A 14,414-nucleotide genomic window follows, 5' to 3' on the forward strand; every position below is an offset into this window, starting at 1 on the left:
GGCCGGGGTTTCCTGAAAGCGCTGGGGGTAAACGCGGGAAAAGCCGCAGTACGGCGCGGGCCCGTCACAGGTGATCCACAATTCCCGCCCTGGCGGCACCGGCGGGGCTACGGTGGCGGCGCCGGAACCGAGCCGCCGACCCTTGGGGAGAACATGCGGGCCCTGCGAATACTCCTGATTCTCGTCGTGATCCTCGGCGGGCTCTTCGTGATCGCGGACCGGGTGGCGGTGCACTTCGCCGAGGGTGAGGTCGCGGACCGGGTACGGGCGCGGGAGAACCTCGCCTCGACGCCGGACGTGGACATCAAGGGCTTCCCGTTCCTCACCCAGGTGGCGGCCGGCTCGCTGGACGACGTGGAGCTGGGCATCAAGTCCTACCCGGCGCCCACCGGCACCGAGGGCCGCACGATCCGCATCGACGACCTCAAGGCCGACCTGAAGGACGTCACCTTCTCCGGCGACTACTCATCGGCCACCGCCAAGAGCGGTACCGGTTCCGCGACCATCGCCTACGACCAGCTCATGCAGGCCGCCAAGACCGAGCCGACCGAGCTGGCGCCCGGCATCACCGCCCAGATCACCGGCCTCGGCAACGGCGGCGACGGCAAGATCAAGGTCTCGGTGAAGCTCGGCATCCCGGCGCTCGGCATCCAGCGGACCGTCCCGGTGCTCAGCTCGGTCGACGTCAAGGGCGGCAAGGTCTCGGTGCACGCGGACGCGCTGCCGGTCATCGCGGGCGCCAACCTGGCCGACGGCACCTTCCGCCAGATCACCGACTTCCAGCAGGCCCTGGACCAGTTGCCGGGTGGCATCGCGGTGAGCAGCGTGCGGGCCACGGCGGACGGGGTGCAGATCGGCGTGACGGGTTCGGACCTGAAGCTGGCCGGGTAGGACCCTGCCGGAGCGTCGTACGTCTGTCCGACTGACGAGACGCCTTGTCCGTAAAGCAGATGTGCGGCGGGCGTGAAGACCTCCTTAAGCGCCCTGCGGCCCCAAATCCGGGGGCCGGGGCGCTTTCCGTGTGTCCGGATGCCCAGACGGCGACCAGTATGCGGACGATGGCGTCTCATTATCCGACACGCCGGTGACACGTGCGCCCGGATCTCCTTACGATCGACGGCATGAAGCGACAGGCGGATCTCACGAAGCGGCGGGCAGTGGACCTGTGCCGCGTTGCCGCCATGCTCTGTCGCCCCTTCTGAGCGGGAGTCACCGCACTCCCGCATCTCCATGCCGCCCTGCTGGAAGGGCATTCGTGCGCCGCCGCACACCCGTATGCGCGCGCACCCCTCTCACCGCACGCCACCGTGACTGCCCCGGAGGAGAAAAAGCATGAGCCGCAGCGACGTCCTGGTCGACGCCGACTGGGTGCAGGAGCACCTCGACGACCCGACCATCGCCCTCGTGGAGGTGGACGAGGACACGTCCGCCTACGAGAAGAACCACATCCGCAACGCGATCCGCGTCGACTGGACCAAGGACCTCCAGGACCCGGTCCGCCGCGACTTCATCGACCAGGAGGGCTTCGAGAAGCTTTTGTCGGAGAAGGGCATCGGCAACGACACCCTGGTCGTCCTCTACGGCGGCAACAACAACTGGTTCGCGTCCTACGCGTACTGGTACTTCAAGCTCTACGGCCACGACAACGTCAAGCTCCTCGACGGCGGCCGCAAGAAGTGGGAGCTGGACGCCCGCGAGCTGGTCCCCGGCGACGAGGTGCCCGAGCGGCCGAAGACCGAGTACAAGGCCAAGCCGCAGAACACCGCGATCCGCGCCTTCCGCGACGACGTGGTGGCCGCGATCGGCAGCCAGAACCTGGTCGACGTGCGCTCGCCCGACGAGTTCTCCGGCAAGCTGCTCGCCCCGGCCCACCTCCCGCAGGAGCAGTCGCAGCGCCCCGGCCACGTGCCCAGCGCCCGCAACATCCCGTGGTCGAAGAACGCCAACGACGACGGCACCTTCAAGTCCGACGAGGAGCTGAAGGAGCTGTACGCGGCGGAGGACGTCGACCTCGCCAAGGACACCATCGCCTACTGCCGCATCGGTGAGCGCTCGGCGCTCACCTGGTTCGTGCTGCACGAGCTGCTGGGCGTGGAGAACGTCAAGAACTACGACGGTTCCTGGACCGAGTACGGCTCGCTGGTCGGCGTGCCGATCGAGCTGGGCGCAGCCAAGTAAGCAACCCCGACCGACCTTCTGGTCAGACCCCTTACGGAGAAAGACATGTGTGGAGCGAAGGCCGGCGGCCCGGACGCCTCGACGATCAAGCCCGGTGAGACCACGATCCAGGGGCAGGTGACGCGGGACGGCGAGCCGGTGACGGGCTATGTCCGCCTGCTGGACTCGACGGGCGAGTTCACCGCGGAGGTCCCCACCTCCGCCACGGGGCAGTTCCGCTTCTACGCGGCCGAGGGCACGTGGACCGTACGGGCCCTGGTGCCCGGCGGCACCGCGGACCGCACGGTCGTCGCCCAGCCGGGCGGTCTGGCCGAGGTCGCCATCGCCGTCTGAGACGTACGCGGACATCTGCGGCCGGGGCAGGGGCCGCGCCCACCGGGTTGGACACCTGGGGCGCGGCTCTTCCGGCTGTCCGGCCCTACTCTGGACTCATGTACGCACGGCGGCGTCGCTGGTACTTCGTGATGATGGGGGTCTGCGTCGTCCTCTTCGTCCTCGCCTGGGCGGTGGTCCGGATCTGGTCCGTCCCGGCGGCGGTCGGGATGTGCCTGTTCGCCATGGTGATCCCGCCGGTGGCCGCGATGGTCGCCAACCGGCGCGGTCCCGAGGACCGGTGGTGGGACGCCCCCTCCGGGGACCCCGAGTCCGACGACTGGTGGGACGAACTCGACGGCAAGAAGCGCCCGCGCCCCTAAGGGTGGCTTGTGTCGATCACGCAGAAACGGTTGCCCTCCGGGTCGGCGAGCACCACGAAGTCGGGGTCGTCGGGGCGCCCCCAGAACTCCGCGGCCCGCCGCACGTCGGCGGCCCCCATCACGATCGTCCCGAGCCTCAGCACGGGCCGATTCCGGCAGGCGGATGATCAGTAGACGAGGGCCTGTGTGCCGTCCGCCATGACCTCCTGCACGAAGACCTGCGCCCCCGCGATGCGCACGCCCTCGATGACGTCCCCCTCGCCGATGTCCCGCCGCACCGCGCACTGCGTGCACAGCGTGACCCGTCCCGCCGTCAGCACCGACTCCAGCAGGTCCTGCAGCGGCGCCGCGTGCGGCAGCTCGAACTCCGCCGCCCGCCCCGGCAGCGCGAACCACGCCGACTCCCCGGTCAGCCACACCGAAACGTCCACCCCACTCGCCACGGCCACCGCCGCCACGGTGAACGCCTGAGAACACCGCTCCGGAGCGTCGGCCCCGGAGGTCACCTTGATCACGAGCTTGTTCGCCATGCCGCGATCGTAGTGCGGGCCTCCGCGGGGCTCCCGGCGCCCGCATCCGGACCTCGCCAGGAGACTCCGACCCCGGCCGCGTAAGCTGGGCGCGGCTCTGTCGTACGTCCACTTCCGCTCAAGGAGCACACCCGTGGAGATCTTCTTCGAACTGCTGCTGGTCCTGGTCTGCGTCGGCGTGCTCGCCTTCGCCGGGCTGACCGTGAAGAAGCTGTACCAGGGCCAGCGCTGAAGCAACGCCCCAGAACCGACAGGAACGGCCGCTCATGATCGAGATCCCGTCTGACCTGCACAAGGACCTCGTCCCCCTCGCCTTTCTGCTGGGCAACTGGGCGGGCGCGGGTGTCCACGACTTCCCCGGCTCCGAGAAGTGCAACTTCGGCCAGGAGGTGAGCTTCACCCACGACGGCCGGGACTTCCTGGAGTACCGGTCCCGTACCTGGGTCCTCGACAACGAGGGCAACAAGGTCCGCCCGCTGGAGTCCGAGGCCGGCTTCTGGCGGATCGACGCCGAGCGCAAGATCACGGTCACGATGACCCGCGACGACGGCGTGGTGGAGATCTGGTACGGCGAGCTGGCGGACAAGAAGCCCCAGATCGACCTGGTCACCGACGCGGTCGCCCGCACCCCGGAGTCCCCCGCGTACACCGGCGGCAAGCGCCTGTACGGCTACGTCAAGGGCGACCTCATGTGGGTCGGCGAGAAGCAGACCCCCGAGGTCGAGCTGCGCCCCTACATGTCGGCCCAGCTCAAGAAGGCCGTCACCCCGGAGGACGTCGAGCGCTGGGCGAAGGACCTCCCCGAGGACATGCCCGACGACGGCATCGCGTTCTTCAAGTAGGCCCGTACGAAACCGGGCCGGCGCCCGTCCGAGCGGGGCGTCCGGCCCGGCGGCCCTACACTTCCAGTGTGGTGAGCACCGACTGGAAGAGTGATCTCAGGCAGCGCGGTTACCGGCTGACGCCGCAGCGGCAGCTCGTGCTCGAAGCCGTGGACTCCCTGGAGCACGCGACGCCGGACGACATCCTCGTCGAGGTCCGCAGGACCGCCTCCGGGGTCAACATCTCCACCGTGTACCGCACGCTGGAGCTGCTGGAGGAGCTGGGCCTGGTCAGTCACGCCCACCTCGGCCACGGTGCGCCCACCTATCACCTCGCCGACCGCCACCACCATCTCCACCTGGTCTGCCGGGACTGCGAGAACGTGATCGAGGCGGACGTGGAGGTCGCCGCGGACTTCACCGCGCGGCTGCGCGAGCAGTTCGGGTTCGACACCGACATGAAGCACTTCGCGATCTTCGGCCGGTGCGCGGACTGCACGCTGAAGAGTTCAACCACCCCGACGTAGGCTGGCCCGTATGAAGAGCCCCCTGCTGTCCCTGCCCGGCGCCGTTCCCGCCGAGGGCGTGGACGAAGGCGTCGCCGCCCACTACGGCGACCTGTTCCGCGAGCAGCGCGCCCTCGCCGACGGCACCGGTTTCGTCGACCTCTCCCACCGGGGCGTGGTCGCCGTCACCGGCGCGGACCGGCTGAGCTGGCTGCATCTGCTGCTCACCCAACACGTCAGCGATCTGCCCGCGGGCGAGGCCACCGAGGCGCTGGTCCTCTCCGCCAACGGGCACATCGAGCACGCCCTGTACCTGGTGGACGACGGTACGACCGTGTGGGCGCACGTCGAGCCCGGCACCCAGGAGGCGCTGATCGCCTACCTGGAGTCGATGAAGTTCTTCTATCGCGTCGAGGTCGCCGACCGCACCGCCGACATCGCGGTGGTCCACCTGCCCGCCGGCTCCATCGCCGAGGTCCCCGAGGGCGCGGTCGTCCGCGAGACGCCGTACGGCCGTGATCTCTTCCTGCCGCGCGAGGAGCTGGAGGCGTTCGCCGCCCGCTCCGGCCCGGCCGCCGGTCTCCTCGCCCACGAGGCGCTGCGGGTCGAGCAGCACCGGCCCCGCCTCGGCTTCGAGACGGACCACCGCACCATCCCGCACGAGCTGGGCTGGATCGGCACCGCCGTCCACCTCCAGAAGGGCTGCTACCGGGGCCAGGAGACGGTCGCCCGCGTGCAGAACCTCGGCAAGCCGCCGCGCCGCCTGGTCTTCCTCCACCTCGACGGCAGCGACGTCCACCTCCCCCCGCCCGGCACCGAGCTCCGCCTCGCGGACGACGGCCCGGACGGCCGCAAGATCGGCGTCGTGACGACGTCCGTACGCCACCACGAACTCGGCCCCGTGGCCCTGGCCGTCATCAAGCGCAACGTCCCCACGGACGCACGGCTCCTGGCCGGAGACACGGCGGCGGCCCAGGAGACGGTGGTCGAGCCGTAGGTGAGCGGCAGACCGGTGCTGCGGCACGTCGGCGCCATGCACCTGAGCGGCGCCGTCCTGCTGTGCTCCTTCGTGGTGTGGCCCGCATGGCTGGTCGAGATGGCCTACGCGGCGCCGCCGACGACCCGGCGGCGGACTCCCCGGTCAGCGCGCTCCTCGTCATCCCCCCGCTCGTCCTGTTCCTCCACATCGCCGTCCAGATCCCGGCAGGGCTGCTGGGCGCATGGCTCGGGCGCGGGACGTGGGGGCGGTACGGGGCGGCCCTCGCCGTGGCCGCCCCGCTCACCCTGCTGATCTCCTGGGGGGACACCGGGATGTGGCTCGACGCTCTGGCCCGTACCGCGCTCGGGCTCGGGGCGTACGCCTGGGTGCTAACAAGCGCAGTCGGGCGCGCCTGGCGGGGCCACTAGCGGGTCGGGGGCCTGGCGGGTGGTGCCGGACGGGGTCTTCACGGGGAAGCCCTCGCGGGTCCAGTACTCCATGCCGCCGATCATCTCCTTGACGTGGAAGCCGAGTTGGGCGAGGGCCAGGGCCGCGCGGGTCGCGCCGTCGCAGCCGGGGCCCCAGCAGTACGTGATGACCGGGACCGTGGAGTCCAGGAGGTCCGCCGCCCGCCCCGGGATCTCGGCGGTCGGCAGGTGCACCGCTCCGGGGATGTGCCCCTGTGCCCACGCTTCCGGCCCTCGGGAGTCGACCAGGACGAACCCGGGCGCGCCGGACTCCAGCGAGGCGTGCACGTCGGACACGTCGGCCTGGAAGGCGAGGCGGGCGGCGAAGAACGCGGCGGCCTCGGCGGGGGCGGCCGGGGGCATTCGCAGGGCCGCGCTGATCTCGGTGACTGTCATGCCGTAGACGCTAGGGCCGGAGCTCCCCGCGCAGAACCGGCGATCCACGGCGTTCGCCGCCACGCGCCGGGCGATCCGTGGTATCTCTCGGCCATGGCCGCCGATTCCCTCGACCCCACCGACATACGCATCCTGAGCGCCCTCCAGCGCAACGGGCGTGCCAGCTATGCCGAGTTGGCCCGCGCCGTCGCCATGTCGCCGAGCGCGGTGACGGAGCGGGTGCGGCGGCTGGAGGAGAGCGGGGTCGTCGCCGGCTACTCGGCCGTCGTCAGCCCGGAGGCGCTCGGCCTGGACATCCTCGCCTTCGTGCGGCTGCGCTATCCCACCGGCAACTACAAGCCGTTCCACGATCTGCTGGACAGCACGCCCGAGGTGGTGGAGGCCCACCATGTGACGGGCGAGGACTGCTTCGTCCTGAAGGTCGTCGCCCGCTCGATGCGTGACCTGGAGCGGGTGACGGGACGTATTGCGGGCCTGGGCTCGGTCACCACCAGCGTCGTCTACTCCAGCCCGCTGCCGGGCCGTTCCGTGACGGCGGTCGCGGCACAGCGCCCCGCCTAGACCTCGACCAGGATCGTGAACGGGCCGTCGTTCACCAGGGACACCCGCATCTGGGCACCGAAGCGGCCCGTGGCGACCGTCGCGCCGAGGGCGCGGAGCTGGGCGACGACCTCGTCGACCAGGGGTTCGGCGACCGGGCCGGGGGCGGCCGCGTTCCAGGTGGGGCGGCGGCCCTTGCGGGCGTCGCCGTAGAGGGTGAACTGGCTGATCACCAGCAGCGGGGCGTCGATGTCACTGCACGACTTTTCGTCGGACAGCATCCGCACCGACCAGAGTTTGCGGGCCAGTTGGGCCGCCTTCTCCTTGGTGTCCTCGTGGGTCACGCCGACCAGGACGCACAGGCCCTCGCCCTCGATCGCGCCCACCGTCTCGCCGTCCACGACGACGCTCGCGCCGTCCACCCGTTGCACCACCGCACGCATGCGCCCCATCATGCCGTGCGGCCGGGGGAGACTCTGTCCGGGGGGTCCACAACCAATCAATACCCCCCATCCAGGGCCGTTCGGGGGCAGTCGGTCACATAGCGGCCACCGGGGGTGGCACGATGCTTCCCACACGCCGGTCGAGGGGACGGTCCACCGCACATGAGCACACCGAGCACCAGCGGTCCGGTCACACACCGGCCGCCCGCACAACGCGCCGAGAGCCCGCCGAGCCCGCCGTCCGAGGAACCCGGCCCGTCCGTAGTCGCCCCGCTGAGCCTGCCCGAGCTGCGCGCCCTGCGCCGGGACGCCCAGCGCGACGAGGCCGACCTGAGCTATGTCCGGCGGCTGCTCCAGGGCCGGATCGACATCCTGCGCGCCGAGCTGGCCCGGCGGGGCGGGGAGCGCGTACCGGCGCCGGTGGACGGGTCCGTGGTGGAGCGGCTGTCGGAGATCCTCGCCGACGCCCCGGCCCGCCACCGCTCCTCCGCCCGCCATGTCACGCTCGGCACCCCGCACAGCGAGGAGTACGGCCGACTCGCGGCGGAGATGCTCGCCGAGGTCGAGCTGTCCGACCTCACCGCCCGCACGGACGCCGAGCTGGCGGACGCCATGGGCCGGCTGACCCGGTACGAGCAGGAGATCTCGCACCGCCGCCAGGGACTCCAGCGCACCGCCGACGACTGCGGGGGCGAGATCGCGCGCCGGTACCGGGCGGGCGAGGCCCAGGTGGACGACCTGCTGGCCTGAGTGGACCGGGGCGGGGGAAATGCGCGCGACACACGCCGGGTCCCGCGCCTACCGTGGCCCCATGATCGACGTACGCCCCGTGGCCGAGCACGAGTTCGACAACTGGCACCGCGCGCTGGACACCGGTTTCCTCCAGGACCCGGTGATCACTCCGGAGCAACGGGCCGCCAGGCTCCGGCAGTACCAGCCGGGACGCCTGCTCGGCGCCTTCGACGACGGCCGCTGCGTGGGCACCTTCCGCTCCTTCGCGCAGGAGGTCACCGCGGTCGGCGGCGCGTACGTCCCGGCGAACGCGATCTCCAACGTCACCGTCTCCCCGACCCACCGCCGCCGCGGCCTGCTCACGCGGATGATGCGCGAGGACCTGGCGGCCGCGCGGGAGCGCGGGGACGTGATCGCCACACTGATCGCCGCCGAGTACCCGATCTACGGCCGGCACGGCTTCGGCCCCGCGACCTGGGCGACCAACTGGACCGTGGACGTGGGACGTTCGGGGCTCGACCCGCGCTGGGCCGGGCCGGGGGACGGCGCCCGGATCGACCTGGTGGACGGTGCCGAGGTGCGCGCGCTGGGCCCGAAGCTCTCCGAACGGGTGCGCGCGGTGACGCCGGGCGCGATCGGCCGGGACGAGCTGTGGTGGGACGCCCGTACCGGGGTGGCCCGCTTCGGCCGGGACTGGACCGAGCCGTTCTACGCGGTGTACCGGTCCGCCTCCGGCGAGGTCGAGGGCATGGTGTCGTACCGCTGCGAGATCAAGTGGGAGGGGCAGCAGCCCTCCAACACGGCCAAGGTGGACTGGCTGACCGCCGCGACCCCGGCGGCCGAGGCCGCGCTGTGGCGCTACCTGTGCTCGATCGACTGGATCGCCCACGTCAAGACCGGCTGGCGGGCCCCCGACTCCCTGCTGCCCTTCCTGCTGCCCGACGCCCGCGCGGCCCGCGTCGAGACGTACACGGACTGGCTGTGGGTGCGGCTGCTGGACGTCACGCGGGCGCTGGAGGCGCGGAGCTACGAGCGGTCCGGGTCGCTGGTGCTCCAGGTGCTGGACGAGGACGGCACGGCGGGCGGGCGGTACCGGCTGGAGGCGTCCCCCGAGGGCGCGTCCTGCACTCCGGCGGGCGGCGCGTCCGCCGAGCTGACGCTGCCGGTGGCCGAGCTGGCCACGGTGTGGCTCGGAGACGGCTCGCTGGCACGGCTGGCGGCGCTGGGGCGTGTCCAGGAGGAGCGGGAGGGCGCCGCCCGAGCGGCCGACGCCCTGTTCCGCACGTCCGGGCGGCCGTGGTGCCCGGACTCCTTCTGACCCCGGTCGCCTGCTGCCGTGCCGGCGGCCGTTCATCCGTAGTGTGCTGTTCGGTTGTGGCTGTGCGCTGACGCTGTTCGGTTGTGGCTGTGCGGGTGTTCAGTTGTGGCTGTGCGCTCCCGTGGCCGCCCCCTGCCGGGCTCCCGGCTCCCCTCCGGAGGGGGGCCCGGTCGGCCAACCGCCGGAAAGCTCGACCATGTCGGTCAAGTTGGCTGCCAACTTCACTGTAGTTATAGCCGCGCGGAAGCGGCTCATAACCATCATCCCGCGAACTGCCGCAAGATGGCGGGAAGTTGTAGCCTTTGTCCGTGGACCCGGAACACGTCTCCGCCACTGGGCGGAACAGGTCACCACGGTCACAGCCCTCACGCGTCACCTCTCGCGTGGTGGCCGACACCCTGCGCACCCGCATCGACTCCGGTGTGCTGCGCCCCGGCGAACGGCTGCCCACCCAGGCGGAGCTGGCCGAGGAGTTCGGCGTCGAGCGCGGCACGGTCCGCGAGGCGCTGCGCATCCTGCGCGTGGAGCGGCTGCTCGCCGGAACGTCGCAGGGCAGCCCGGCCACGGTGGCCGTCCCGCCCGGCGCGGTGGGGCCGGCCGCGCCGCCGCAGCCCACGATGGCGGGCCTCGCGCCGCGCGTCGCGGCCGCCTTCGCGGTCCCGCACGTCCGCGTCGACGCCCTCTGTCTGACCTCCGTCTCGCTCACCCTCGCCATCGGGGAACCGCTGCGCCAGATCCACGCGGGAGGGCTGAAACCGGCCAAGATCGACGTACGGCTGCTGCTGCCGAGCCGCGACATCGCCCTCGCCTTCCCCGCGCCGGTGGACGCCGCCGACACCGGTCTGCTGCACCGGCGCTGGCTGGCCCAGCGCAACGCCCAGGGCCAGGTGCTCCGGCACAACCTGCTCGCGCTGCGCACCACGCACGGCATCGACGTCCGGGTCCGCTTCCGCGCGCTCCCCTTCACCCCGCCGGTCAAGCTGTACCTGCTCAACGGCTCCGAGGCGCTGTTCGCGTACTACACGCTCGCCCGGCGCGAGCGGGACATCGGCCCGGAGCACCTGACGCTGTACGACGCCGAGGGCACCCGTTCGATGCTGTTCGCCTTCGCGCGGGGGGCCGGTGCGCGGGACGCCGAGTTCGTGACGCAGTCCCGCCTCTGGTTCGACGCGCTGTGGGAGACGATCAGCTCGGAGCTGGTGCTGGGCTAGCGCCGCGGCCCTTGTTCGGCCGCCAACTAGACCGAGTTGGCGGCCAAATCTTCTCCGGCTGACCTCATTTGGCGACTACCTTCCGACAACTGCCCGTAGATGGAGGGAGGTTGTACCGTTTGGTCGTGACCCAGGAGAACGTGGCAGTGAGCGGCAGACGGTTCACCGCCCAGGAGATCGCCGACGCCCTGCGCGCCCGCATCCGCGCCGGTGAACTCAGGGCGGGCGAGCGGCTGCCCACCCAGGCCGAGCTGGCCGAGGAGTTCGGCGTGGAGCGCGGCGCGGTCCGCCAGGCGCTGCGCCTGCTGCACGACGAGGGTCTGCTCACCGGCGTCACCAAGGGCAGCCCGCCGCGCGTCGCGGAACCCGCCCCCGCGCAGGACGGCCCCCAGCCGACGATGGTCGCCCTCGCCCACCGGCTGGCGGAGGCGTTCACCGCGTCCCACGTCCGCGTCGACGCCGTCTGCCTGACCGCGCAGAGCCTGATCCCGGCGCTCGGTGAGCCGCTGCGCCTGATCCACGAGGGCCGGGTGCGGCCCGAGCGCATCGACGTACGCGTCCTGCTGCCCTCGCGCGACATCAGCCTCGCCTTCCCGGTCCCGGTGGACCCCGGGGGCGACGACGCGGACCCGGTGCACCGGCGCTGGCTGGCGATGCGCAACGCGCAGGGCCAGGTGCTCCAGTACAACCTCAACGCCCTGCGCGCCACGCACGACATCGACGTCCACGTCACCTTCCGCGCGCTGCCGTTCACCCCGCCGGCCAAGCTGTACCTGCTCAACGGCGCGGAGGCGCTGTACGCGTACTACATGGTCACCCGCCGCGAGGAACCCACCGACACCGGCACCCTGGAGATGTTCGACACCCTCGGCTCGGAGTCCATGCTGTTCTCCTTCGAGAAGCGGTCGGGCCAACGGGACGCCTCCTTCGTGGAACAGTCGCAGAAGTGGTTCGACGCCCTCTGGGAAACCATCACGACGGACCTGACACTCTCCTAGTGACTTCTGAGACGCCGGAAACGACGCAGCATGAGCTGGTGGCGACCGAAACGGTCGAGGAGAAGAGCGACCAGGGGACCGAAAAGCTACGGGAACTGATCGGCGCGCGGGTCGTCCTCTGGGACTTCGACGGCCCGGTCTGCCGTCTCTTCGCCCGGCACCGCGCCGAACGGGTCGCGGCCGGGCTGGTGGAGTGGCTGGCCGAACGGGGCCTGCGCGGGCTGCTCACGGAGGACGAGCGGGAGACGCTGGACCCGCAGGTGGTGCTGCGCGCGGTGGACCGCCGCCACCCCGGCAGCGACCTCGTCGCCGAGCTGGAGGAACGCCTCACCCAGGACGAACTGCTGGCCGCCGCCTCCGCGTGGCCGACCCCGTACGCCGACCCGCTGATCCGCACCTGGGCCGCCGTCGGCTCGCGGCTGGCCGTCACCACCAACAACTCCCCGCGCGTGGTCCACGCCTACCTCGCCGGACGTGGCCTGACCGGCTGCTTCTCCCCGCACATCTACGGCCGCACCGCCGAGCTGCGCCACCTCAAGCCCGACCCGCACTGCCTCAACCGGGCCCTCGCCGCCCTGGGCGCCGCACCCGATTCGGCGCTCATGATCGGGGACTCGCCCACCGACCTCGTCGCCGCCGAAAGCGCCGGGGTCCGCTTCCTCGGCTACGCGACCGGTGAGCGCCGCGCCAAGCAGCTCCGCGCCTCGGGCGCCGGCACGGTCCTCACCTCCCTGGAACCCCTGCTGCATGTCCTGCGCGGGTAGCGAGTCGGCACACGTGTACGTCCGGTCGCCGGTACGGGGGAACCGGTCCGGAGTCATGGGCCCGGGACCCGCTGCCGAGGCGGTAGCGTGCTGCCACTTCCGCCCCTTTCGGCAGGGCGCACGGCGAGAGAACGGGCCATGTCCCCCGAAACGGTTTCGATTGCTCGGCTGAACGCGGCCGAGGCCAGCGGCGACGACAAGGTGGTCGAGGGCCCGCTCCAGGGGTACCACCACGAGACGTACGTCTTCCCGCTGGCCGGAGAGGCCGCGCGGCGCCATCCGGGGCGGTGGAAGTGCCGGGAGCCCCGCGACGGGCTGCTCTGGTTCGACCGGCGCTGCTTCGCCTCGGAGGAACGCCTGCTCACCGCGCTGGGCGACCGCGTACCCCGCGTCCCCGGCCTGGTGGAGGTCGGCGGGATGCGGCTGATGCGGTTCATCGAGGGCACCACCCTCGGCGCGCTCCACCCCTCGGGCAGCGAGGTGCCGGAGGCGCTGTGCCGCCAGATCACCGAGCTGTTCGGCAAGCTGGCCGCGATCGGCCCGGACGACGTCACCGCCGAGCGGCGCTGCGCCGCCGAGGACCGCCCGGCGGACGGCGACAGCGACGGCTTCCTGGAACGGCTCGTCCACTTCACCGAGCACCGCGTCCACCGCCGCAACCTCGACCGCTTCGAGCGGCTCTTCGCCGAACTCGGCCTGACGGAGACCGCGTTCAAGCACCTGCGTGCCCAGGTGCACGGCCTGTCCCGGCGCCCCTTCTGCCTCCTCCACGCCGACCTGCACCGCGAGAACTTCATCGTGGACCCGGTCGACCGGCTGTGGACCATCGACTGGGAACTGGCCATGGTGGGCGACCCCCTGTACGACCTCGCCACCCACCTCCACCTCATGCGCTACCCGGCCGCCCAGGCCCGCGAGATCGCCGCCCGCTGGCACACCACCGTCCGCGCGGTGCGGCCGGGGAGCGTGCGCGGCTGGGCGGACGACCTGGCGCCGCTGCTGGCGTACAAGCGAGCCCAGTCCGTCTTCACGGACGTCATCCGCTCGGCCCTGGCGCTGGAGGGTCCCGCCGCTCCTCCGGCCGTGGTTCTGGCGGTGAAGCTGCGGGAGATCCTGGTGCGGGGGGCGCGTCCGCTGGGCCTGACCGATGTCCCGGACGCCGGCCGAGTGGCCACCGCGCTGACCCGCTGGCACCGGGCGGAGGGGGCGGGGCGGAACGGGGAGTGAGGGCCTTCCGTACGGGGACGGGGGCTGTCCCGGCGGCGAGGCCGCGCGAGGTCCTTTCCGGGGCCGCGTGCCCGAGCCGCCGCTTTCCTGGCCGGAGATGGACGCATGCCCGATGCTGAGGGGTGATGCTGCTCTTTCTCGACATCGACGGCCCGCTCATCCCCTTCGGCGCCCCCGACGCCACGTACCCGGAGTTCGAGCGGGGCGGCGGCACGGCTGGGCATCCGTTGCTCGGGCGGGTCGACCCCGCGCTCGGCGCCCGGCTGATGGAGCTGGGGTGTGAGCTGGTGTGGGCGTCGACCTGGATGGATGACGCCAACGCGGTGGTCGGGCCGTGGCTGGGGCTGCCGCGCCTGCCGGTGGTGCCGTGGCCGGACGAGGACGAGCCGCCCGCGCTGATCCACTGGAAGACGCGCCCGCTGGTCGAGTTCGCGGCGGGACGGCCGTTCATCTGGATCGACGACGAGATCACCGAGGCCGACCGGGCGTACGTCGCCGTCCACCACCCCGCCCCGGCTCTGCTGCACCGCGTCGACCACGACTACGGGCTGACCCCGGCCGACTTCACCACCTTGCGGGAGTGGCTGGACAGGAATCCGTCGGACTGAC

At 71.8% G+C, this 14,414-nt stretch carries 20 protein-coding genes and 1 pseudogene; 17 read left to right on the forward strand and 4 right to left on the reverse strand.

Annotated elements, in window-relative coordinates; genetic code table 11:
• The first annotated feature begins 153 nt into the window (after positions 1 to 153).
• From OG448_RS16625 to OG448_RS16645, 5 genes are all read left to right on the forward strand, one after another.
• Positions 154 to 891, forward strand: a complete 738-nt coding sequence (locus OG448_RS16625; protein ID WP_405554696.1) for a DUF2993 domain-containing protein — start codon at positions 154 to 156, stop codon at positions 889 to 891.
• 230 nt (positions 892 to 1,121) lie between these two features.
• Positions 1,122 to 1,202, forward strand: coding sequence for an Ms5788A family Cys-rich leader peptide (locus tag OG448_RS16630; RefSeq protein ID WP_350751515.1), 81 nt, complete (start codon positions 1,122 to 1,124; stop codon positions 1,200 to 1,202).
• 130 nt (positions 1,203 to 1,332) lie between these two features.
• A complete protein-coding gene (locus OG448_RS16635; protein ID WP_135787908.1) occupies positions 1,333 to 2,178 on the forward strand; it encodes a sulfurtransferase in 846 nt (281 codons plus the stop codon).
• A gap of 45 nt (positions 2,179 to 2,223) precedes the next feature.
• Positions 2,224 to 2,511 carry a DUF1416 domain-containing protein gene (locus OG448_RS16640; RefSeq protein ID WP_031183962.1) on the forward strand — a complete coding sequence of 96 codons (288 nt, stop codon included), beginning with the start codon at positions 2,224 to 2,226 and terminating at the stop codon, positions 2,509 to 2,511.
• Positions 2,512 to 2,609: 98 nt separating this feature from the next.
• The gene (locus OG448_RS16645) at positions 2,610 to 2,873 is read left to right on the forward strand and encodes a DUF3099 domain-containing protein (RefSeq protein WP_086694124.1); all 264 of its coding nucleotides are present in this window, start codon (positions 2,610 to 2,612) and stop codon (positions 2,871 to 2,873) included.
• Here the strand turns inward: OG448_RS16645 and OG448_RS16650 are convergent.
• Together OG448_RS16650 and OG448_RS16655 are read right to left on the reverse strand one after the other, a co-directional pair.
• Positions 2,870 to 2,986 (reverse strand): annotated as a pseudogene (locus OG448_RS16650) (VOC family protein); the annotation flags it as partial. The gene OG448_RS16645 and the pseudogene OG448_RS16650 overlap by 4 nt on opposite strands.
• A 54-nt stretch (positions 2,987 to 3,040) precedes the next feature.
• Entirely contained in the window at positions 3,041 to 3,403 is a 363-nt protein-coding gene (locus tag OG448_RS16655) for a DsrE family protein (RefSeq protein ID WP_405554699.1), read from the reverse strand.
• Positions 3,404 to 3,669: 266 nt separating this feature from the next.
• Between OG448_RS16655 and OG448_RS16660 the strand changes: the two genes are divergently transcribed.
• The 4 genes from OG448_RS16660 (at position 3,670) to OG448_RS16675 (ending at position 6,137) form a co-directional block, all read left to right on the forward strand.
• Positions 3,670 to 4,245 carry an FABP family protein gene (locus tag OG448_RS16660; RefSeq protein ID WP_135787903.1) on the forward strand — a complete coding sequence of 192 codons (576 nt, stop codon included), beginning with the start codon at positions 3,670 to 3,672 and terminating at the stop codon, positions 4,243 to 4,245.
• Between the two features lie 68 nt (positions 4,246 to 4,313).
• Complete coding sequence (locus OG448_RS16665) at positions 4,314 to 4,751, forward strand: Fur family transcriptional regulator (protein WP_030804316.1); 438 nt, start codon at positions 4,314 to 4,316, stop codon at positions 4,749 to 4,751.
• A 10-nt stretch (positions 4,752 to 4,761) separates the two neighbouring features.
• On the forward strand, positions 4,762 to 5,727 hold the full coding sequence (locus tag OG448_RS16670; RefSeq protein WP_405554701.1) for a YgfZ/GcvT domain-containing protein: 966 nt from the start codon (positions 4,762 to 4,764) through the stop codon (positions 5,725 to 5,727).
• Between the two features lie 86 nt (positions 5,728 to 5,813).
• A complete protein-coding gene (locus OG448_RS16675; RefSeq protein ID WP_405554703.1) occupies positions 5,814 to 6,137 on the forward strand; it encodes a hypothetical protein in 324 nt (107 codons plus the stop codon).
• Here the strand turns inward: OG448_RS16675 and OG448_RS16680 are convergent.
• Positions 6,099 to 6,572, reverse strand: coding sequence for a rhodanese-like domain-containing protein (locus OG448_RS16680; protein ID WP_405554705.1), 474 nt, complete (start codon positions 6,570 to 6,572; stop codon positions 6,099 to 6,101). The two genes, OG448_RS16675 and OG448_RS16680, sit on opposite strands and share 39 nt — an antisense overlap.
• Before the next feature lie 93 nt (positions 6,573 to 6,665).
• Here OG448_RS16680 and OG448_RS16685 point away from each other — a divergent pair, with 93 nt between their 5' ends.
• Positions 6,666 to 7,133, forward strand: a complete 468-nt coding sequence (locus OG448_RS16685; RefSeq protein WP_405554707.1) for an Lrp/AsnC family transcriptional regulator — start codon at positions 6,666 to 6,668, stop codon at positions 7,131 to 7,133.
• Here the strand turns inward: OG448_RS16685 and dtd are convergent.
• Positions 7,130 to 7,555, reverse strand: a complete 426-nt coding sequence (gene dtd / locus OG448_RS16690) for a D-aminoacyl-tRNA deacylase (protein ID WP_403387501.1) — start codon at positions 7,553 to 7,555, stop codon at positions 7,130 to 7,132. The two genes, OG448_RS16685 and dtd, sit on opposite strands and share 4 nt — an antisense overlap.
• A gap of 162 nt (positions 7,556 to 7,717) precedes the next feature.
• Here dtd and OG448_RS16695 point away from each other — a divergent pair, with 162 nt between their 5' ends.
• The 7 genes from OG448_RS16695 to OG448_RS16725 all read left to right on the forward strand — a co-directional run bounded on the left by OG448_RS16695 (position 7,718) and on the right by OG448_RS16725 (position 14,413).
• Complete coding sequence (locus OG448_RS16695) at positions 7,718 to 8,305, forward strand: aerial mycelium formation protein (protein WP_405554709.1); 588 nt, start codon at positions 7,718 to 7,720, stop codon at positions 8,303 to 8,305.
• Between the two features lie 61 nt (positions 8,306 to 8,366).
• On the forward strand, positions 8,367 to 9,605 hold the full coding sequence (locus OG448_RS16700; RefSeq protein WP_405554710.1) for a GNAT family N-acetyltransferase: 1,239 nt from the start codon (positions 8,367 to 8,369) through the stop codon (positions 9,603 to 9,605).
• Between the two features lie 302 nt (positions 9,606 to 9,907).
• Positions 9,908 to 10,816, forward strand: a complete 909-nt coding sequence (locus tag OG448_RS16705) for a winged helix-turn-helix domain-containing protein (RefSeq protein ID WP_405554712.1) — start codon at positions 9,908 to 9,910, stop codon at positions 10,814 to 10,816.
• Positions 10,817 to 10,935: 119 nt separating this feature from the next.
• Complete coding sequence (locus tag OG448_RS16710; RefSeq protein ID WP_391299439.1) at positions 10,936 to 11,814, forward strand: GntR family transcriptional regulator; 879 nt, start codon at positions 10,936 to 10,938, stop codon at positions 11,812 to 11,814.
• A gap of 38 nt (positions 11,815 to 11,852) precedes the next feature.
• Positions 11,853 to 12,578, forward strand: a complete 726-nt coding sequence (locus OG448_RS16715; RefSeq protein WP_405554714.1) for an HAD family hydrolase — start codon at positions 11,853 to 11,855, stop codon at positions 12,576 to 12,578.
• 138 nt (positions 12,579 to 12,716) lie between these two features.
• On the forward strand, positions 12,717 to 13,805 hold the full coding sequence (locus OG448_RS16720; RefSeq protein WP_405554716.1) for a phosphotransferase: 1,089 nt from the start codon (positions 12,717 to 12,719) through the stop codon (positions 13,803 to 13,805).
• A gap of 125 nt (positions 13,806 to 13,930) precedes the next feature.
• Positions 13,931 to 14,413 (forward strand): hypothetical protein, encoded by a 483-nt coding sequence (locus OG448_RS16725; RefSeq protein ID WP_405554718.1) that lies wholly within the window; start codon positions 13,931 to 13,933, stop codon positions 14,411 to 14,413.
• Position 14,414 lies beyond the last annotated feature (1 nt).

It is taken from the genome of Streptomyces sp. NBC_01171 (assembly GCF_045039805.1).
GTDB lineage: Bacteria > Actinomycetota > Actinomycetes > Streptomycetales > Streptomycetaceae > Streptomyces.